The following is a 20,135-nucleotide window of genomic DNA, read 5'->3' on the forward strand; positions in this document are numbered from 1 at the left end:
ACGCCCGGTAACATTCCGAACCCGGAAGCTAAGCCCTCCAGCGCCGATGGTACTGCACTCGGGAGGGTGTGGGAGAGTAGGACACCGCCGGACAAACATTCAGTCAGGGCCACCCCATCCGGGGTGGCCCTGACTGCGTTCACCGGCCGTTTCCGCAGCTGCGGGCTCATCCGCAGGCCGTCGAAGAATGTGGCGCGACGGCGGAGCGGGGCGGTGGGCGTACCCGAAAAGGGCCGCGGCGCCCCGGCGTGGCGGGAGGCGACCGCGGCCCTGACCGACGATCAGCTCCGGGTCTGAACGCCCTCGCGGATCTGGCGGAACAGCCCGGCGGCGTCGTCGACGGACCGGTTGGGGAACATCGCCATCGCGACGCTGCCGTGGTCCGCCCAGCCGCAGATCGCGAAGTCGCCCCCGTCGCCGCTGGTGGTGCCGCACTTCATCACCCCGCCCAGTTTGCCGGCCGGCACCTCGCGCAGCCCGGCCACCTTGCCGGTCTCGTCGGCCATCAGCCCGAAGAGGCTGTCCAGGTCGCGTTCCGGCTGCCAGAGCAGTGTCGTGCCGCCGAAGAGCAGCACCGCGCGCGTCTCGTCGGCCGGGTCCCGGTAGACCGTGCCGAAGCTGCGGTCCAGGTCGATGTCGGCCGCGAAGCCGCTGCGCAGGTAGTCGGCCGTGCTGTGGGCCCGCTCCGAGTCGTCCCGGGTCAGACCGGCGACCCGGTCCGGCGCGTCCAGCCGGGTGTCCTTCTCCTGCACCACCCGCCACCCGGCCGTGCCCAGGGCTGCGGCGCCAGCCAGGCCGACGGCGAGCGCCACGGCCAGGACGACCCGCCGGCGGCGTCCCGCCGCCGGCCGGCCGCGCCGGTCGCTCTCCGGATCCCGGTTGCTCAGCTGGATCGGCTCGTCGGTCAGGTCGACCGGGTCGGGCCCCTCGATGAGCTGACGCTCGGTGAGATGTGCGTCGGACATGTCCGCCACCGTACGCGAATGACAGGTGGCGCACGTCAGGTCCGCGGAAGCGCTCCGTAGACTTCCAGGGTGACCGAGAGACTGGATGCCCGACGCCCCGACGCCCCGACCCTTGCCGGCCAGTACCAGCCCGGCGAGGTAGAGCAGCGACGGTACGAGCAGTGGGTAGCCGGCGGCCACTTCCGGGCGTCGGCGCAGAGCGACAAGCCCCCCTTCACCATCGTCATCCCACCGCCCAACGTCACCGGCTCGCTGCACATGGGCCATGCGTTCGAGCACACGTTGATGGACGCCCTCACCCGGCGTAAGCGGATGCAGGGCTTCGAGGCGCTCTGGCTGCCCGGCATGGACCACGCCGGCATCGCCACCCAGAACCTGGTCGAGCGGCAGCTCGCCACCCAGGGACTCTCCCGCCACGATCTCGGCCGGGAAAAGTTCGTCGAGCGGGTCTGGCAGTGGAAGGGCGAGTCCGGCGGGGCGATCCTCGGCCAGATGCGCCGCCTCGGTGACTCGGTCGACTGGGACCGCGAGCGCTTCACCATGGACGATGGCCTGTCCCGGGCCGTCCAGACCATGTTCAAGAAGCTCTTCGACGACGGGCTGATCTACCGGGCCAACCGGATCATCAACTGGTGCCCGCGCTGCCTGACCGCGCTGTCCGACATCGAGGTCGAGCACACCGACGATGAGGGTGAGCTCATCTCGATCCGGTACAGCGACGACGTGGTGGTGGCCACCACCCGCGCCGAGACGATGCTCGGCGACACCGCGGTGGCCGTGCACCCCGACGACGAGCGCTACCGGCACCTGATCGGCACCGAGGTCCCCGTCCCGCTCACCGACCGGCGGATCCCGATCGTCGCCGACGAGCACGTCGACCCGAGCTTCGGCACCGGCATGGTGAAGGTGACCCCGGCGCACGACCCCAACGACTTCGAGATCGGCCAGCGGCACGACCTGCCCTCGCTGACGATCATGGACGAGCGCGGCATCATCACCGCGCACGGCCCGTTCCAGGGCCTGGACCGGTACGAGGCCCGCCCGGCGATCGTCGCCGCGCTGCGCGAGCAGGGGCGGATCGTGGCCGAGAAGCGGCCGTACGTGCACGCGGTGGGGCACTGCTCGCGGTGCCGGACCACGGTCGAGCCGCGGCTGTCGCTGCAGTGGTTCGTCAACACCGGGCCGCTGGCCAAGGCGGCCGGCGACGCAGTCCGCGACGGGCGGGTGCGGATCGAGCCGGCGGAGCTGGCCAAGCGGTACTTCGCCTGGGTCGACAACATGCACGACTGGTGCATCTCGCGCCAGCTCTGGTGGGGCCACCGCATCCCGGTCTGGTACGGGCCGGATGGCGAGATCGTCTGCGTCGGCCCGGACGAGCAGCCGCCCACCGGCGAGGGCTGGCGGCAGGACGAGGACGTGCTGGACACCTGGTTCTCCAGCGGCCTGTGGCCGTTCTCCACCCTCGGCTGGCCGGAGCAGACCCCGGACCTGGCGAAGTTCTACCCGACGAGCGTGCTGGTCACCGGGTACGACATCCTCTTCTTCTGGGTCGCCCGGATGATGATGTTCGGCCTGTACGCGATGGACGGCCGGCCGCCGTTCGACGTGGTTGCCCTGCACGGCATGGTCCGCGACCAGTACGGCAAGAAGATGTCCAAGTCGTTCGGCAACGTCGTCGACCCGCTGGACTGGATCGACCGGTTCGGTGCCGACGCCACCCGGTTCACCCTCGCCCGCGGCGCCAACCCGGGCCAGGACGTGCCGGTGAGCGAGGAGTGGTGCCAGGGCTCGCGGAACTTCTGCAACAAGCTCTGGAACGCCACCCGGTTCGCGCTGATGAACGGCGCGCACACCGACGGGCCGCTGCCCGCCGCCGCTGACCTGTCGACCGTTGACCGGTGGATCCTGTCCCGCCTGGCGCACGTCACCGCCGAGGTGGACGAGCAGTTCGAGGCGTACGAGTTCGCGAAGGTCTGCGACCTGCTGTACCACTTCGCCTGGGACGACGTGTGCGACTGGTACGTCGAGCTGAGCAAGCCGGTGCTCGCCGAGGGCGGGCCAGCGGCCGAGGCCAGCCGACGGGTCCTCGGACACGTGCTGGACCAGCTGCTGCGATTGCTGCACCCGGTCATCCCGTTCGTCACCGAAGAGCTGTGGATCGCGCTCACCGGCGGCGAGACGGTGATGACCGCCGCCTGGCCGGTGGCCGACCGTACGCTGGTCGACGACGCCGCGGAGGGCGAGGTCGGCACCGTCCAGCGGGTGGTGACCGAGATCCGGCGGTTCCGCTCGGACCAGGGGCTGCGCCCGACGCAGCGGGTCGCGGCCCGGTTGGACGGCCTCGAGGTGGCCGGGATCGCCGCGCACGAGCCGCTGATCCGCTCGCTGGTCCGGCTCGACGCCCCGGCCGCCGACTTCCAGGCCAGCGCCACCCTCGCCATGCCCGGCGAGGTCAGCGTCGAGCTGGACACCCGGGGCTCGATCGACGTGGCCGCCGAGCGGGCCCGGCTGACCAAGGACCGCGCGGCGGCCGAGAAGGAGGTCGCGCAGGCCCGGGCGAAGCTGGACAACCCGGCCTTCGTCGGCAAGGCCCCCGAACCGGTGGTCGCCAAGATCCGCGACCGGCTGGCGGTGGCCGAGGCGGACCTGTTCCGGATCGACGCCGCACTGGAGGCGCTTCCCTCGTGACCGACCGCACCGATTTCGCCGCCGTCGACGCCGAGCTGGCCGGGCGGGGCTTCACCCGCATGGTCTTCGAGCTGGACCGCATCGAGTCCCTGCTCGATCTGCTCGGCAGCCCGCAGCGGGCGTACCCGTCGATCCACCTGACCGGGACCAACGGCAAGACCTCCACGGCCCGGATGATCGACTCGCTGCTGCGGGCCTTCGGCCTGCACACCGGCCGCTACACCAGCCCGCACCTGGAGACGGTGCGGGAGCGGATCGCCCTGGACGGGGAGCCGGTCAGCGAGGAACGCTTCGTCGCCACCTACCGTGAGGTGGAGCCGCTGGCCGAACTGGTCGACCAGCGCTCGTCGGAGCCGCTGACCTACTTCGACCTGACCACCGCGCTGGCCTTCGCCACCTTCGCCGACGCGCCGGTCGACGTCGCGGTGGTCGAGGTGGGGCTCGGCGGGGCCGAGGACGCCACCAACGTGGTCCAGGCCGGGGTGGCCGTGCTGACCCCGATCGGACTGGACCACACCGAGTGGCTGGGCGACACCCTGGAGGACATCGCCCTGCACAAGGCCGGGATCATCCACCCCGGCGCCACGGTGATCTGCGCGGCGCAGGACGACGAGGCGGCCCGGCCCATCCTGGCGCGCTGCGTCGAGGTCGGCGCGACCATCGCCCGGGAGGGCACCGAGTTCGGGGTGCTGCGCCGGGCCGTCGCCGTCGGCGGGCAGGTGCTGAGCATCCAGGGCCTCGGTGGGGTGTACGACGAGATCTTCATCCCGTTGCACGGTGCGCACCAGGCGCAGAACGCGGCGGTGGCGCTCGCCGCCGTCGAGGCGTTCCTGGGGGCCGGGACGAAGCGGCAGCTCGACGTGGAGACGGTCCGGGAGGGCTTCGCCACGGCCAGCTCCCCGGGCCGGCTGGAAAAGGTGCGTACCGCCCCGACGATCCTGCTGGACGGGGCGCACAACCCGCACGGCATGGCTGCCACGGTCGCCGCCCTCCAGGAGGAGTTCGCGTTCAGCAAGCTGGTCGGCGTGCTCGCCGTGCTGGCCGACAAGGACGCCCCCCACCTGCTGGCGCTGCTGGAGCCGGTGCTCGACTCGCTGGTGGTGACCCGCAACAGCTCGCCCCGGGCGATGCCGGCCGACGAGCTGGCCGCGCTGGCCCGCGAGGTGTTCGGGCCGGAGCGGGTGGAGGTGACCGAGGAGATGCCCGACGCCATCGAGGCGGCCGTCGCCGAGGCCGAGTCCGACGTGCCGGGCGAGCTGGCCGGGGTCGGGGTGCTGATCACCGGCTCGGTGGTGACCGTGGCCGACGCCCGACGGCTGCTCAAGCGATGACCGGCCCGGTGGAGGAGCGGGAGCCGGCACCCGAGGGCGGGGACGGCGTGCCGGGGGAGCGGCGGTCGGGACTGCGCAACCCCGAGAAGGCGGTGCGTGGCCTGGGCGCGGGGACGCTGGCCCTGGAGGCCCTGGTGCTGCTGCTCGCCATCCAGCCCATCCGGCTGGTCGGCGGGAACCTGAGCGCGGCCGCCATCGCGGCGATCGTGGCGCTGGCCGTCGCCTGCGTGGTGTTGGCCGGCCGGATGGGGCGGCCGTGGGCCTGGCACGCCGGCACCGCCGTGCAGGGCCTGCTGCTGCTCTCCGGGCTGCTGCACTGGTCGCTGCTGGTGCTGGGGATCATCTTCGGCCTGGTCTGGGCGTACGCCCTGCACGTCCGCCGGGTCGTCCTCGGCTGACCGGCCGCCTCAGGCCTCGGCGCGTTCCCGCCACTGGGTCAGCGCGATGCCGTGGCCGTCCGGGTCGCGGAAGGCGGCCGCCCAGACTTCCAGTTTGGTGCCCCGATTGACCACCCGGGGCGCGTAGGTGAACCGCACGCCCGATCCCTTCAGCCGCCGGTACGCCGCGTCGATGTCGTCCACCTCCAGGTTGACGTGCACCAGCCGGCGGCTGATCGGGGCGGCGCCGGTGACCTCGCGCAGCACCAGCCGGGTGGCGCCGGAGGCGAGCGCCGCGTTGCCCGAGCCCCGGTCGATCTCGTTGAAGCCCAGCGACCGGTAGAAGCCCAGCGAGCGGGACAGGTCGGTGACCAGCAGGGTCAGCCCGACCCCGCTGATCGGGGCGGCCTCGTCGACCCGGCCCGCGTCCGGGTCGTACCCGAAGATCGCCTCGTCCAGCTCGTCGGGGCTGATCCGGTCCTGCGGCTCCGGGTCGTCCAGCGGCACGTCCACCGGGTCGGCGACCGGCGCGTCGAAGCGCTCGTCCACCGGCGGGCGCGGGGACGGGGTGGCCACCCGGCGGGGCAGCCCGCTGGACGGCGGCGGCTCGACCAGGGTGCCTTCGAGCACGACCGGGCCGCCGGGGCGCTGGTGCACCACCACCGGCTCCCGCTCCTCGGGCAGCACCACGGGCCCGGCGCGCAGCGGGTCGGCCGGGGGTGGGTCGCGGAACTCGTCCCGCAGGTCGTCGTGGAAGTCGTCGTCGGCCGTACGGCCGGCCCACGGCGGGGCCTCCTGGGCGATGAGCACCTCGTCGACCGGCTCGGCGTCGGCGTACTCGGGCGGCAGGTCGGCGGTGGCGGCGGCGCTCTCGGCGTGGGTGGGGACCTCGTCCCAGAGCACCCGGACGTGCCGCTGGTCGTCCAGGGCCACCCGGATCGGCAGGGTCTGCCCCAGCGAGGGCCACTTGGACACCGGCACCCGCGGCTCGATGATCTTCTTGGAGCGGGGTGGCAGGCCCGGCGCGTCGATCACCAGTTGCAGCTCGCAGCGGCCGAAGGCGTACTGGGTGGGGGGCTCGGAGGCGCTGTGCACGTGCCCCACGCCGATCACCCAGGTGCGCCCGCCGCCGCGGACGGTGGCCAGGGCGACCGCCAGCACCAGCAGGGCCACGCCGAGGGCCACGATCGCCCAGCTGGTCATGCCCAGCCCGAACAGGACCACGAAGGTCGCCACGGTGCCGAGGACCGCGGCGATCAGCTTGCGTACCGGCGCGATGGGTCGGTTCCCGCCATTCGCCACAGTGGACCTCCCAGGGGTCAGGGCCAGGCTAGGCCGGATCGGCGGCCGCTGGAAAGAGCAGCCGCCGCGCCGACGCCGGGACCGGGTCGCTAGGCTGACCGTACCCAGCCCGGCCGTCTTCCGCGCACAGGAGGAAACCAGCGTGTCCAGCAGCAGCCCGGATGAGCGCACGCTCGTACTGATCAAGCCCGACGCGGTCCGCCGCGGTCTGGTCGGCGAGATCATCTCCCGCTTCGAGCGCAAGGGGCTGCAGATCGACGCCATGGTGACGCGGACGATGGACGCCGCGCTGGCCGACCAGCACTACGCCGAGCACGTCGACAAGGCGTTCTACCCGCCGCTGAAGGCCTTCATGACCGGCGGCCCGCTGGTCGGCATGGTGCTCTCCGGCGACCAGGTCATCGAGGTGGTACGCGGCATGATCGGCAGCACGGACGGCCGTAGGGCCGCCGCCGGCACCATCCGGGGCGACCTCTCGCTGTCCAACCGGGAGAACCTGGTGCACGCCTCGGACTCCACCGACAGCGCCAAGCGCGAGATCGCCCTCTGGTTCCCCGAGCTGGGCTGAGCCCGTCGTCGCGCCGACGGCCCCGACCCTGGACAGGCTCGGGGCCGTTTCGCGTTCTCCGCCGGTCAGGCGGCCGGCGCCGGGGACCGACCCTCCCGCCGTCCGGTCGGCCCGGTGGTGGTCACCCCTCGGCCGGCGGTTCGGCCCGGCTGGTCACCGCGATCCGGTTCCACACGTTGATCGTGGCGATCGCGATCACCAGGTCGGCCAGCTCCTTGTCCGACCAGACCTTGGCGGCGGCATCCCAGACCTCGTCCGGCACGCCGTGTTCGCCGAGCCGGGTGACCGCGTCGGTCAGCGCCAGCGCGGCCCGCTCCCGCCCGTCGAAGAAGGGCGCCTCCCGCCACGCGGCGACCGCGAAGAGCCGCCGGCTGGACTCGCCCGCGGCGAGCGCGTCCCGGCTGTGCATGTCCACACAGAACGCGCAGCCGTTCAGCATCGACGCCCGGAGCTTCACCAGCTCGAGCACGGTGTGGTCCAGGTTCGCCCGGACGTACTTCTCCAGCCCGAGCACCGCCTGGTACGCCTCCGGCGCCACCGCCGCCATGTTGATCCGACCCACGACAACCTCCCCTGTCCAGAAGACCTGTGCCAGGACGACGAACCCAGGGGACATGAACGTGACAGCGAACCCCTGTGACCCCCACCACGCCGGGCGGAGCGGACACGCGACCCACCGGTGGCGGCGCTGAGCTTCGCCGGGGCCGCCTCGGGCAGCTCGGCGTGCACCCGACGGGCGTGCCGGGCCCAGCCCGTGTACGGCCAGGGAGCCTCATCCGGGTGCCGGTCGAGCGGGTAGAGGCTGCACTTGGCTTCCCAGAGCGGGCTGGTGGCGATCCGGGTGCCGGCCAGCGTCGGCTCGTCCAACTCGATCCGGATCACCAGCGCAGCCTGGCGGCGGCGGGCGCGGACGGTTCCCCTCCCGGTGGGTCGGGTACGCCGGGCCACCGGTCGACCCAGGCCGATACTCGGCGGCGGGGCACCCGGGGAGTCGAGTACGCTTGTCGGCACACAGGCGATGATCCGGCCATCACCGGCGAGCCTCCGGAAGAACAGCCGGGTGACCGGCCCAGTAGAACCGGACGGGTCCGGCCCGTCACAGCCGGCCAACGAGCGGGCGGTCGCACCTCGACCGCCAAGCGGGGTGGTACCGCGGGCCGTTCGGGCGACGCCGTCGAGGCGTACCCGGAAGGCTCGTCCTCGCAGACCCACACGACAGTGAGCTGCGCGAGGAGAGCGACCCCCGATGGCCTATCCGATGCACGACCCGACCGCCGCCGGCGTCCCGGCGAGCCCGGACCTGCCCGCGGTCGAGCGCCGGGTCCTGGAGCACTGGACGGCCGACAAGACCTTCGAGGCGTCCGTCGAGGCCCGCCCGGCCGGGACCGACGGGAAGAACGAGTACGTCTTCTACGACGGCCCGCCGTTCGCCAACGGCCTGCCGCACTACGGCCACCTGTTCACCGGGTACGTCAAGGACGTGGTGCCGCGCTACCAGACCATGCGCGGCCGGCACGTCGAGCGGCGCTTCGGCTGGGACTGCCACGGCCTGCCCGCCGAGGTGGTGGCCGAGAAGCAGCTCGGCATCACCAGCAAGGCGGAGATCCTCGACCTCGGCGTGGCCCGGTTCAACGAGGCCTGCCGCACCTCGGTGCTGGAGTTCACCCAGGACTGGGAACGGTACGTCACCCGACAGGCCCGCTGGGTCGACTTCGCCAACGACTACAAGACCCTCGACCTGGACTACATGGAAAGCGTCATGTGGGCCTTCAAGACCCTGCACGACAAGGGTCTGGTCTACGAGGGCTTCCGGGTGCTGGCGTACTGCTGGCGCTGCGAGACGCCGCTGTCGAACACCGAGACCCGGATGGACGACGTCTACCGGGACCGGCACGACCCGACCCTCTCGGTCTGGTTCGGGCTGACCCCGGACCCCTCCGCCCCGGAGCTGGTGCGCGGCGCGGTGAAGCTGGGCGTCTGGACCACCACGCCGTGGACCCTGCCGTCGAACCTGGCGCTCGCCGTCGGCCCGGACATCGAGTACGCGGTGCTGGAGCACCGGGGTTCCCCCGACAGCGAGCGCAGTGGGGACCGCTACCTGGTGGGTGCCGCGCGGCTCGGGGCCTACGCCAAGGAACTGGAGGGGTACGAGCAGGTCGGCACCGTGCGCGGCGCGGACCTGGTCGGGCGCCGGTACACCCCGCTCTACGACTTCCTGGTCGAGCAGGCCGGGGAGAACGCGTACCAGGTGCTCGGGGCGGAGTTCGTCACCACCGAGGACGGCACCGGGATCGTGCACCTGGCCCCGGCCTTCGGCGAGGACGACCAGAACGTCTGCAACGCCGCCGGCATCCCCACCGTGGTCACCGTGGACGACCGCACCCGGTTCACCGCGCTCGTCCCGCCGTACCAGGGCGAGCAGGTCTTCGACGTGAACAAGCCGGTGATCCGGGAGCTGAAGGAGCGGGGGGTGGTGCTCAAGCAGGACACCTACACCCACTCCTACCCGCACTGCTGGCGCTGCGACACCCCGCTGGTCTACAAGGCGGTGTCCTCCTGGTTCGTGGCGGTGACCACGTTCAAGGACCGGATGGTCGAGCTCAACCAGCAGATCAACTGGACCCCGGGGCACATCAAGGACGGCTCGTTCGGCAAGTGGCTGGCCAACGCCCGCGACTGGTCGATCAGCCGGAACCGGTTCTGGGGCTCGCCGATCCCGGTGTGGAAGTCGGACGACCCGAACTACCCCCGGCTGGACGTGTACGGCTCGCTGGCCGACATCGAGCGGGACTTCGGCGTACGCCTGACCGACCTGCACCGGCCGGCGGTGGACGAGCTGGTCCGCCCCAACCCGGACGACCCGACGGGGCGCTCGATGATGCGCCGGGTGCCCGAGGTGCTGGACTGCTGGTTCGAGTCCGGCTCGATGCCGTTCGCCCAGGTGCACTACCCGTTCGAGAATCGCGAGTGGTTCGAGCACCACTACCCGGGCGACTTCATCGTCGAGTACATCGGACAGACCCGCGGCTGGTTCTACACCATGCACGTGCTGGCCACCGCGCTGTTCGACCGGCCGGCGTTCCGCAACTGCCTCAGCCACGGCATCCTGCTCGGCTCGGACGGCCGCAAGATGTCCAAGAGCCTGCGCAACTACCCGGACGTGTACCACGTCTTCGACTCGTACGGGTCGGACGCGATGCGCTGGATGCTGATGTCCTCGCCGGTGCTGCGTGGCGGGGACATGTCGGTCACCGAGGCGGGCATCCGGGACGCGGTGCGCCAGGTGCTGCTGCCGCTGTGGAACGTCTGGTACTTCTTCTCGCTTTACGCCAACGCCGACGGGTACACCGCTCGCCGTCGCACCGACTCGACGCACCTGCTCGACCGGTACGTGCTGGCGAAGACGAACGAGCTGGTGTCCACGGTCCAGGCGCAGATGGAGGCGTACGACATCTCCGGTGCCTGCGCCACCGTCCGGTCCTACCTGGACGCGCTGACCAACTGGTACGTGCGCCGCTCGCGGGACCGGTTCTGGTCCGGGGACGCCGACGCGTTCGACACCCTGTGGACGGTGCTGGAGACGCTCTGCCGGGTGGTGGCGCCGCTGGCGCCGCTGACCGCCGAGGAGATCTGGCGCGGCCTCACCGGGGAGCGGTCGGTGCACCTCACCGACTGGCCGGACGCGGCGCAGTTCCCGGCCGACCACGAGCTGGTGGCGGCCATGGACGCCACCCGGGACGTCTGCTCGGCGGCGCTGTCGCTGCGCAAGGCCAAGGGGCTGCGGGTGCGGCTGCCGCTGTCGAAGCTGACCGTGGCCTCGCCGGTCGCGGACCAGCTGCGGCCCTTCGCCGACCTGGTCGCCGACGAGGTCAACGCCAAGGCGGTGGAGTTCACCGGCGAGGTGTCCGCGTACTGCCAGCAGGTGCTGACCGTGGTGCCGCGGGCGCTCGGCCCCCGGGTCGGCAAGCAGGTCCAGCAGGTCATCAAGGCGGTCAAGGCGGGGGAGTGGGAGCTGGTCGACGGTGCCCCGGTCGCCGCCGGGGTGACCCTCGCCGAGGGCGAGTACGAGCTGCGCCTGGTCGCCGCCGACGCCGAGCACTCCGCGCCGCTGCCCGCCGGCGAGGGCGTGGTCGTGCTGGACACCGAGGTCACCCCGGAGCTGGCTGCCGAGGGGCTGGCCCGGGACGTGGTCCGGGTCGTGCAGCAGGCTCGCCGGGACGCCGGCCTGGACGTCTCGGACCGGATCGTGGTGCTGCTGTCCGCCTCCGAGGAGGTGCGCGCGGCGGTGGCGGCGTACGCCGACTTCGTCGCCCGCGAGGTGCTGGCCGACACCATCGACTTCGCTGACGGGGTCGCGGGCTTCGCCGGCGAGGTCGGCGAGGGTGAGCGGGTGACGGTGGCCGTCCGCCGGGTATGAGGCAGTGCGGCGGTGGCGGTCCGGCGGTGTCGCGCCGGGCCGCCACCACCGGCCACGCCCGAGCCCCGGCAGGCCCGCTCACCGGCTGGTCGGCCGGCCACCCGCGCGGGGCTCCGTGGACCCGTCCGCTACCGTGACACCGCCTGTTCACGCACGACCGCCGGAGGACCAGTGCCCCTGCTCTACACCATCGGCAAGCTCACCGTGGCGCCCGCGCTCCGGTTGGCCTTCCGTCCGACCGTGGAGGGGTTGGAGCACATCCCGGAGACCGGTGGTGCGATCTTCGCGGGCAACCACCTCTCGGTCGCCGACGAGCTCTTCCTCGGCACCGTCGTCCCCCGGCACCTGGCCTTCTGGGCCAAGTCGGAGTACTTCAAGGGCACCGGGCCGAAGGGCGCCTTCTCCAAGTTCGTCCTCACCGGCCTGGGGGCCATCCCGGTCGAGCGGGCCGGCGGCCGGGCGGCGCTGTCCGCGTTCGACGCCGCCATCCCCGCGCTGCGCGGCGGGGACCTGGTCGCGGTCTACCCGGAGGGCACCCGCTCGCCGGACGGGCGGCTCTACCGGGGGCGTACCGGCGCGGCCCGGCTGGCGGTGGCGGCCGGCGTGCCGATCATCCCGGTCGGCATGATCGGCACGGACAAGGCCCAGCCGATCGGCACCCGGGTGCCCCGGCCCGGCCGCGCGAAGATCACCGTACGGTTCGGCAAGCCGCTGGACTTCACCGGCCGGTCCGACGACCGCACCTCGCTGCGCGCGATAACCGACGAGCTGATGACCGAGATCCAGAAGCTCACCGGCCAGGAGTACGTCGCGCGCTACGCCCCGCCGCGCGCCCCGGCCCCCGGCGACACCCCCACCTGACCAACCCGGGCGGGCGGGCGGTTGCCCGCGAACCGGAAGGCGAGAACCCCTCGGCGAACCTCAGGACTGCCTCGGCGTGACGATCTCTTTCCGCAGGGTGTCCAGCAGGCGGGCGCTGTCGTCGACAGAGAGCCGGGTGAACACCGCGGTGGTGATGCTGCCGTGGTCGGCCGAGGTGCAGACCACCACGTCGGTGCCGTCCGACCGGCCGGTGGCGCAGCGCTCGTACCGGCCGCGCACGCCGGTCTCCGCCGGCTGGGGGGTGTCGAGCCGGTAGGTCCCGGCCAGCCGGGTCATCTCGTCGTCTGCGCCTGACTCGGGATTGAACCGGAAGCCGGTGCCGCCGAACACGGTGACCCGCTTGCCGTCGCCGGTGCCGTAGACGCCGGCGAAGACGTCCTCGGAGAGCAGGTTCGCCGCGCGTACCTCGGCCTTGAGCCGCTCGGCGGTGGCCTGGCTGCCGGCGTCCTGCCGCAGCGTGAGGTCGGCCACCTGGCCGGGCAGCGCGGCGTCGGCCGGGTACTGCTCCCACAACGGCTTACCGAACCAGGCCGGGCAGCCGCAGCAGCAGAGCAGGCTCAGCAGCAGCACCCAGGGCCAGCGCCGGCGGCGCCGTACCGGCACCGGGACGTACCCGCGGGGGGCCTGCCACCCCGGCGGCGGGGCGACCGCCTCCGGCCGGCGGCCCCGGCGCTGCGTCGGCGGCCGGGGCGGCGCGGGCGGCGGGGGTGGCGGGGCCGGCCGGGACGGGGAGACCGGCGGCGGCGACACCGGGTGCGCGGCGGCCGGCGGCGCCGGGTACGGGCGGCTCGGCGGCGGCGCGGCCGAGTAGGGCCGGGTCGGCGGCGGCACCGGGTGGGGCAGCGTCGGCGGCAGCGCGGGGAGATGGTGGTGGTGTTCCAGTTCCCAGGAGCCGGTGTCCGCGCCCGCCCACGGGTCCACCGGGGTGCGGTGCTCGGGCAGTTCGACCGGGGCGGGCGGGACGGGGGTCGGCTCCGCCGACTCGCCCCAGGCGCGCCGACGCGGCGGCGGGGGCGGGACGGCCGCCGAACCGCTCCACCGCGGTGCGGGGGGCTCCGGCTCGACCCGGGTCGGCTCCGGGCCGTTCTGGCTCGGTTCCGCCGGCGTGGGCGGCACAGCGGCGTCGACCGGGGCGGGCGACGTCGGCGCGGTGGCCTCGTCCGAAGGCGCGGCGACCGGCTCCGCCGCCGTCCGCTCCGGGCCGCCTGGGCCGTCGGCCCGGTCGGCGGGCAGCTCAAGGGTGCCCTCCGGGCCCGAGCGGGGCCCGGCGTCCTCGGGTACGGGAGAGGGGGCTGGCTCCCCGGCGACCGCCGGCTCCCGGCCCACATCGGTGACCGGGGTGCTCCCGTCGGCCGGCCGGTCTGCACCCGGCTGCGGCTGCGGCATCGCGGCAATCTCCTCTCGCGCCGGTTGCGAGGTTAGTACCGGCATGCCACCGCCGACGAACCCGTCCGCCGCCGACGCCCGTGGCGGCGCGGCGGCCGGCCGGCGGGCGCGTACCCTTGGGCATCATGAGTGCCCCGTCCACGACGCCGCGCCCCGCCGCGGCCAATTCCGTCTGGCCCCGGCTGGAGCCACTGCTGCCCCAGGTGACCAAGCCCATCCAGTACGTCGGTGGCGAGCTGGGCGCGGTGGTCAAGGACTGGGACGCGGCGACCGTGCGCTGGGCGCTGATGTACCCCGACGCGTACGAGGTCGGCCTGCCCAACCAGGGCGTGCAGATCCTCTACGAGGTGCTCAACGAGCTGCCGGACGTGCTCGCCGAGCGCACGTACGCGGTCTGGCCGGACCTGGAGAAGCTGATGCGCGCCCACGGCGTGCCGCAGTTCACCGTCGACGCGCACCGCCCGGTGCGCGACTTCGACGTGTTCGGCCTCTCCTTCTCCACCGAGCTGGGCTACACCAACCTGCTCACCGCGATCGACCTGGCCGGTATCCCGATGCTCGCCGCCGACCGCACGGACGCCGACCCGGTGATCGTGGCCGGCGGTCACGCCGCGTTCAATCCGGAGCCGATCGCCGACTTCGTCGACGCCGCCGTGCTGGGCGACGGCGAGGAGGCGGTCCTGGAGATCACCGCGATCGTCCGGGAGTGGAAGGCCGAGGGCTCGCCCGGCGGCCGGGACGAGCTGCTGCTGCGGCTGGCCCGCACCGAGAGCGTCTACGTGCCGCGCTTCTACGACGTGGACTACCTGCCGGACGGGCGGATCCAGCGGGTCGTGCCGAACCGGGCGGACGTGCCGTTCCGGGTGCACAAGCGCACGACGATGGACCTGGACGCCTGGCCGTACCCGAGGAAGCCCCTGGTGCCGCTGGCCGAGACCGTGCACGAGCGGTTCGCGGTGGAGATCTTCCGGGGCTGCACCCGGGGCTGCCGGTTCTGCCAGGCCGGCATGATCACCCGCCCGGTGCGGGAGCGCTCGATCACCACCGTCGGCCAGATGGTCCGGGACGGCCTGGAGTTCTCCGGCTTCCACGAGGTCGGCCTGCTGTCGCTGTCGTCGGCCGACCACTCCGAGATCGGCGACATGTGCTCCGGCCTCGCCCAGCAGTACGAGGGCACCAACGTGTCGCTCTCGCTGCCGTCGACCCGGGTGGACGCGTTCAACATCGACCTGGCCCAGGAGCTGTCCCGCAACGGCCGGCGCACCGGCCTGACCTTCGCCCCGGAGGGCGGGTCGGAGCGGATCCGCAAGGTCATCAACAAGATGGTGTCGAAGGAAGACCTCATCCGCACCGTCGTCACCGCGTACACCAACGGCTGGCGGCAGGTGAAGCTCTACTTCATGTGCGGCCTGCCCACCGAGACCGACGAGGACGTCCTCGAGATCGCCGACATGGCGCACGAGGTGATCAGGGCCGGCCGGGCGGCCACCGGGTCCAAGGACATCCGCTGCACCGTCTCCATCGGCGGGTTCGTGCCGAAGCCGCACACCCCGTTCCAGTGGGCGTCCATGGCGCGGCCGGAGGTCATCGACCACCGGCTCAGGCTGCTCAAGCAGGCGATCAACGCGGACCGCTCGCTGGGCCGGGCGATCGGCTTCCGCTACCACGACGGCGAGCCGTCGCTGATCGAGGGCCTGCTCAGCCGGGGTGACCGCCGGGTCGGCGCGGTGATCCGCAAGGTCTGGGAGAACGGCGGCCGGTTCGACGGCTGGAGCGAGCACTTCTCGTACCAGCGCTGGGTGGACGCCGCCGCCGAGGTGCTGCCGACCTTCGGCGTGGACCTGGACTGGTACACCACCCGGGAGCGCGACGAGCTGGAGGTCCTGCCCTGGGACCACCTCGACTCGGGCCTGGACAAGGACTGGCTCTGGCAGGACTGGCAGGACTCGCTGTCCGAGTACGAGCAGGACGACTGCCGGTGGACCCCGTGCTTTGACTGCGGCGTCTGCCCGTCGATGGACACCGAGATCCAGATCGGCCCGACCGGCAGGAAGCTGCTTCCGCTCACCCCGGTCAACGGCCTGAGGGTCCCCACCGGCGCCCAGCAGTGATCGTCCCGCGCGGTGGGCGCGCCGCGCGCGACGGCGCGCCGCCCGCCCCGCCCCGGCGATCATGAAGTTATCGTCACGGGCAGTCCGCGACACCTTCCTGACCGACCGGTCCTGACACCGAGGAGCACGACGATCAGCAGGAAACCACAGCCGGAGGGCGGGCAGGCGCCGGTCGTCCAGCGCATCCGGATCCGGTACGCCAAGCGCGGACCACTCCGGTTCACCTCGCACCGGGACTTCGCCCGGGCCTTCGAGCGCGCACTGCGCCGGGCCGGCGTCCCGATCGCCTTCTCCCAGGGCTTCACCCCGCACCCCAAGATCTCCTACGCCAGCGCCGCCCCCACCGGCGTCGCCAGCGAGGCGGAGTACCTCGAGATCGGCCTGCGCGAGCCGGTCGACCCGGGGCAGTTGCGCGCCGCGCTGGACGCGGCACTCTCCCCGGGGCTGGACGTGCTCGACGCGGTGGTCGCCGCGAGCGGCAGCCTGGCCGACCGGATCGAGGCCTCGCACTGGCGCATCGAGCTGCCCGAGGTCGAGCCGGCCGTGCTGGAACGCGCCGTCGCCGCCTTCACCGCCGCCGACGAGATCCAGGTCGAGCGGATGACCAAGCAGGGCCGGCGTACCTTCGACGCCCGCGCCGCCGTCATGCGCATCGATGTGGTGCCGCCCGTGGAGACGCCTTCCGGGGTACCGGGCGTGTCGTGTGCGATACTCGAACTGGTCGTGCGGCAGGTCACCCCGTCCGTACGACCCGATGACGTCCTTTCCGGCCTCCGCGTGGTGGCCGACCTGGAGCCGCCGGTCTCGCCGAGGGTGATCCGGCTGGCGCAGGGCACGGTGACCGCGCAGGGTGCGATCGTGGATCCGTTGGAAGCGGATCGCGACGGGGCAACCATCGGTGAGCGCTGACCGTCGGTCAGTGTTCTAGGCAGGCAGACTTCGGCGGTCGCGCACCTCGCGCGCCGGCGGAAACACTTTTGCGGCAACCCTGCGTGGCAGCGCTCACCCGCGCCCGGGGCGGCCAGAACTGGAGAACGTCCATGCTCGAGAACGAGCCCGAGGGCGGCGAACGGACCGGCTCACAGCCGGCCGGCGAGACCGCCGACGCCACCACCGACAGCGCCACCACCGACAGCGCCGCCGACGCCGCGCCGAAGCGTCGGCGCACCACCCGGCGCAAGGCGGCCCCGCTGAACCAGCCGGAGCAGGTCGACGCCCCCGCGGAGGCGTCCCCGACCGGCGCCTCGGCCACCGACGAGGCGCATCAGGCCGAGGTGGTCACCCCGGTCGCCGGTGAACTGGACACCGCGCCGAAGACCACCCGTCGCCGGCGCAAGGCGACGCCCGCCAAGGCGGCCGAGGAGCCGGTGGTGGCCACCGGTGCGGAGGAGCACTCCGCGGAGGTCGTACCGCCGGTGAAGGTCACCCGGACCCGGCGCAAGAAGGCCGCCGCTCCGGCCGCCGAGACCACGGCCGAGCCGGTCGAGGTCACCCCGCCGGCGGTCGAGCCGGTCGAGGAGGAGGAGCCCGCCGTCGAGGCGGCGGCGCCCACCGAGCCCACCGCGGTCGACGAGGAGGCCACCGAGCCCGCGGCAGCCGAGCCCGCCGAGGCCGAGCCGGGCACCGCGGGGCCGACCGTCGCCGCGTCCGGCGCCGAGAGCCGGGCCGGCGAGGTCCCGCCCGGTGTCGCGGTGACGACCGGCGAGCAGCCGGCGGAGGCCGCGCCGGAGCCGCGTACCCGCCGCCGGCGGGCCGCGCTCTCCGCGCCCACCGTGCTCTTCATGGCCCCGCTGCCCGAGGAGTTGCCGGCCGTTCGCGTGGTCGAGCCCGGTCCGGCGGCCGAGGAGGCCGTCGAGGAGCCGGCCGAGACCGGTCGCCGGCGTCGCCGGGGCCGCCGCGAGGCCGAGCCGGTCGAGCCGGTCGAGGTCGAGGTCGAGGAGGAGCCCACCGGCGAGGCCGAGGAGGCCCTCGAGACCGAGGACGAGGACGAGACCGCGGCGGCCCGCCGTCGGCGCCGCCGTGGTCGCCGGGGCCGCGGTCGCGGCAAGGGCGGCGCCGAGGACAGCGACGAGGAGGAGGCCGAGGAGGCCGCCGAGGCCGAGGCCGAAGGTGGCGAGGCCGAGGAGCCCGAGGACGAGGAGGGCGAGGGCGACGGGATGACCCGCCGCCGGCGTCGTCGTCGCCGCCGGGGCGCCGGGGACGTCGAGGGGGGCGCCGACGACGGCGTGCCCACCGTGGTCAAGATCCGCGAGCCGCGCAAGGCCGTCGACGAGGTGCAGGGCGTCTCCGGTTCGACCCGGCTGGAGGCCAAGCGCCAGCGCCGCCGGGACGGCCGTGAGCAGCGCCGTACCCGGCCGCCGATCCTCAGTGAGTCGGAGTTCCTGGCCCGCCGGGAGGCGGTCGACCGGGTGATGGCGGTACGCCAGCGCGGCGACCGCACCCAGATCGCGGTCCTGGAGGACGGCGTGCTGGTCGAGCACTACGTCACCCGCAACTCCTCCGGCACCATGGCCGGCAACGTCTACCTCGGCAAGGTGCAGAACGTCCTGCCCAGCATGGAGGCGGCGTTCGTCGACATCGGGCGCGGCCGCAACGCCGTGCTGTACGCCGGCGAGGTCAACTGGGACACCACCGGCCTGGAGGGGCGGGCCCGCTCGATCGAGCAGGCGCTGCGCTCCGGCGACTCGGTGCTGGTGCAGGTGACCAAGGACCCGATCGGGCACAAGGGCGCCCGGCTGACCAGCCACATCGCGCTCTCCGGCCGGCACCTGGTCTACGTGCCCAACGGCAACGCCTCCGGCATCAGCCGGAAGCTGCCGGACACCGAGCGCAAGCGGCTGCGGGACGTGCTCAAGAAGCTGGTGCCGGACGGCGCCGGCGTGATCGTCCGGACCGCCGCCGAGGGGGCGAGCGAGGACGAGTTGGCCCGCGACGTCAAGCGGCTGCAGGCGCAGTGGGAGGACATCCAGGCCAAGGCGGCCGAGGGCGGCGCCCCGGTGCTGCTCTACGAGGAGCCGGACCTGGTCATCCGGGTCGTCCGGGACCTGTTCAACGAGGACTTCCGCGACCTGGTCATCGAGGGCGAGCAGTCGTACGACATGGTCGAGTCGTACCTGTCGCACGTCTCGCCCGACCTGGTGGCCCGGCTGCGCCGGCACGTCGGCACCACCGATGTCTTCGCCGAGTACCGGATCGACGAGCAGATCATCAAGGGGTTGGACCGGAAGGTCTACCTCCCCTCCGGCGGGTCGCTGGTCATCGACCGCACCGAGGCGATGACCGTCATCGACGTCAACACCGGCAAGTACACCGGCTCCGGAGGCAACCTGGAGGAGACGGTCACCCGCAACAACCTGGAGGCGGCCGAGGAGATCGTGCGCCAGCTCCGGCTGCGCGACCTCGGCGGCATCGTGGTGATCGACTTCATCGACATGGTGCTGGAGTCGAACCGCGAGCTGGTGCTGCGCCGGCTGACCGAGTGCCTGGGCCGGGACCGGACCAAGCACCAGGTCACCGAGATCACCTCGCTCGGCCTGGTGCAGATGACCCGCAAGCGGATCGGCGCGGGCCTGCTGGAGGCGTTCAGCGAGACCTGCGAGTGCTGCAAGGGCCGCGGCCTGATCATCCACACCGAGCCGGTGCCGGAGAAGCCGCGTGCCGGCGGCGCGGGGGAGAAGGTCAAGGCGGTCGCCTCCTCGGTGGCCGGCCCCGCAGCGGCGACCGAGCCGACCGGCGGGTCGTCGCGGCGGCGCTCCCGCAAGGCCGCCGCGCCGGAGCGCATCGTGGTGGAGACGACCGAGGACAGCGACGCCGGCATTCCGGCCGAGCCCGACTACCACGACACCATGGGTTACGACCTGTCCCGATACGAGTCGGAGACGCCGGCCGCGCCGGCAATCGCCGACAGCCTGGAGGGCGAGTCGGCCCGGCTGGCCGGGGCGGACGACCCGGACGCGCTGGGCGACGGCGACACCGGGGAGGAGAGCGGTGAGGGCGGCACCGGCCGGCGCCGGTCCCGCCGGGGCGGTCCCCGGCGGCGTACCCGCCCGTGACCGGCTGACCAGCCCGACGTTTCGCGGGGCTCCTTCCCCGGCATCAGTGCCGGCGG

General features: G+C 73.1%; 13 protein-coding genes and 1 rRNA gene. 10 read left to right on the forward strand and 4 right to left on the reverse strand.

Features of this window, described 5'->3' with window-relative positions:
- Positions 1-93 (forward strand): 5S ribosomal RNA (gene rrf, locus ABZ807_RS20340); the annotation flags it as partial.
- Positions 94-281: 188 nt separating this feature from the next.
- Here rrf and ABZ807_RS20345 read toward each other — a convergent pair.
- On the reverse strand, positions 282-965 hold the full coding sequence (locus ABZ807_RS20345; RefSeq protein WP_357160004.1) for a hypothetical protein: 684 nt from the start codon (positions 963-965) through the stop codon (positions 282-284).
- A gap of 69 nt (positions 966-1,034) precedes the next feature.
- Here ABZ807_RS20345 and ABZ807_RS20350 point away from each other — a divergent pair, with 69 nt between their 5' ends.
- From ABZ807_RS20350 to ABZ807_RS20360, 3 genes are read left to right on the forward strand one after another with little or no spacing between them, the layout of a single operon-like run.
- On the forward strand, positions 1,035-3,653 hold the full coding sequence (locus tag ABZ807_RS20350; RefSeq protein WP_357160007.1) for a valine--tRNA ligase: 2,619 nt from the start codon (positions 1,035-1,037) through the stop codon (positions 3,651-3,653).
- Positions 3,650-4,984, forward strand: coding sequence for a folylpolyglutamate synthase/dihydrofolate synthase family protein (locus ABZ807_RS20355; protein ID WP_357160010.1), 1,335 nt, complete (start codon positions 3,650-3,652; stop codon positions 4,982-4,984). Before ABZ807_RS20350 ends, ABZ807_RS20355 begins: the two co-directional genes overlap by 4 nt.
- Positions 4,981-5,382 (forward strand): DUF4233 domain-containing protein, encoded by a 402-nt coding sequence (locus ABZ807_RS20360; RefSeq protein ID WP_357160013.1) that lies wholly within the window; start codon positions 4,981-4,983, stop codon positions 5,380-5,382. The genes ABZ807_RS20355 and ABZ807_RS20360 overlap by 4 nt, the downstream gene beginning before the upstream one ends.
- Positions 5,383-5,391: 9 nt before the next feature.
- Here the strand turns inward: ABZ807_RS20360 and ABZ807_RS20365 are convergent, their stop codons facing one another.
- Entirely contained in the window at positions 5,392-6,663 is a 1,272-nt protein-coding gene (locus ABZ807_RS20365) for a VOC family protein (protein WP_357160016.1), read from the reverse strand.
- A 142-nt stretch (positions 6,664-6,805) separates the two neighbouring features.
- On the opposite strand from ABZ807_RS20365, the gene ndk reads away from it, so the two are divergent.
- Positions 6,806-7,231 carry a nucleoside-diphosphate kinase gene (gene ndk / locus ABZ807_RS20370; RefSeq protein WP_357160019.1) on the forward strand — a complete coding sequence of 142 codons (426 nt, stop codon included), beginning with the start codon at positions 6,806-6,808 and terminating at the stop codon, positions 7,229-7,231.
- Positions 7,232-7,352: 121 nt separating this feature from the next.
- On the opposite strand, the gene ABZ807_RS20375 is transcribed toward ndk, so the two are convergent.
- Positions 7,353-7,793, reverse strand: a complete 441-nt coding sequence (locus tag ABZ807_RS20375; RefSeq protein WP_357160022.1) for a carboxymuconolactone decarboxylase family protein — start codon at positions 7,791-7,793, stop codon at positions 7,353-7,355.
- Positions 7,794-8,477: 684 nt separating this feature from the next.
- On the opposite strand from ABZ807_RS20375, the gene ileS reads away from it, so the two are divergent.
- Together ileS and ABZ807_RS20385 are read left to right on the forward strand one after the other, a co-directional pair.
- Positions 8,478-11,648 (forward strand): isoleucine--tRNA ligase, encoded by a 3,171-nt coding sequence (gene ileS / locus ABZ807_RS20380; RefSeq protein ID WP_357160025.1) that lies wholly within the window; start codon positions 8,478-8,480, stop codon positions 11,646-11,648.
- Between the two features lie 171 nt (positions 11,649-11,819).
- Positions 11,820-12,509, forward strand: a complete 690-nt coding sequence (locus ABZ807_RS20385; protein WP_357160027.1) for a lysophospholipid acyltransferase family protein — start codon at positions 11,820-11,822, stop codon at positions 12,507-12,509.
- Between the two features lie 60 nt (positions 12,510-12,569).
- Here the strand turns inward: ABZ807_RS20385 and ABZ807_RS20390 are convergent, their stop codons facing one another.
- The gene (locus ABZ807_RS20390; RefSeq protein ID WP_357160030.1) at positions 12,570-13,916 is read right to left on the reverse strand and encodes a hypothetical protein; all 1,347 of its coding nucleotides are present in this window, start codon (positions 13,914-13,916) and stop codon (positions 12,570-12,572) included.
- Positions 13,917-14,041: 125 nt separating this feature from the next.
- Between ABZ807_RS20390 and ABZ807_RS20395 the strand changes: the two genes are divergently transcribed.
- The 3 genes from ABZ807_RS20395 to ABZ807_RS20405 all read left to right on the forward strand — a co-directional run bounded on the left by ABZ807_RS20395 (position 14,042) and on the right by ABZ807_RS20405 (position 20,079).
- Complete coding sequence (locus ABZ807_RS20395; RefSeq protein WP_357160033.1) at positions 14,042-16,027, forward strand: TIGR03960 family B12-binding radical SAM protein; 1,986 nt, start codon at positions 14,042-14,044, stop codon at positions 16,025-16,027.
- A gap of 189 nt (positions 16,028-16,216) precedes the next feature.
- Positions 16,217-16,936: a TIGR03936 family radical SAM-associated protein gene (locus ABZ807_RS20400; protein ID WP_357160280.1), complete on the forward strand. Its 720-nt coding sequence runs from the start codon at positions 16,217-16,219 to the stop codon at positions 16,934-16,936.
- Positions 16,937-17,067: 131 nt separating this feature from the next.
- On the forward strand, positions 17,068-20,079 hold the full coding sequence (locus tag ABZ807_RS20405) for an Rne/Rng family ribonuclease (protein ID WP_357160034.1): 3,012 nt from the start codon (positions 17,068-17,070) through the stop codon (positions 20,077-20,079).
- Positions 20,080-20,135: the final 56 nt, after the last annotated feature.

The sequence above is a fragment of the Micromonospora sp. NPDC047548 genome (assembly GCF_040642975.1).
GTDB lineage: Bacteria > Actinomycetota > Actinomycetes > Mycobacteriales > Micromonosporaceae > Micromonospora.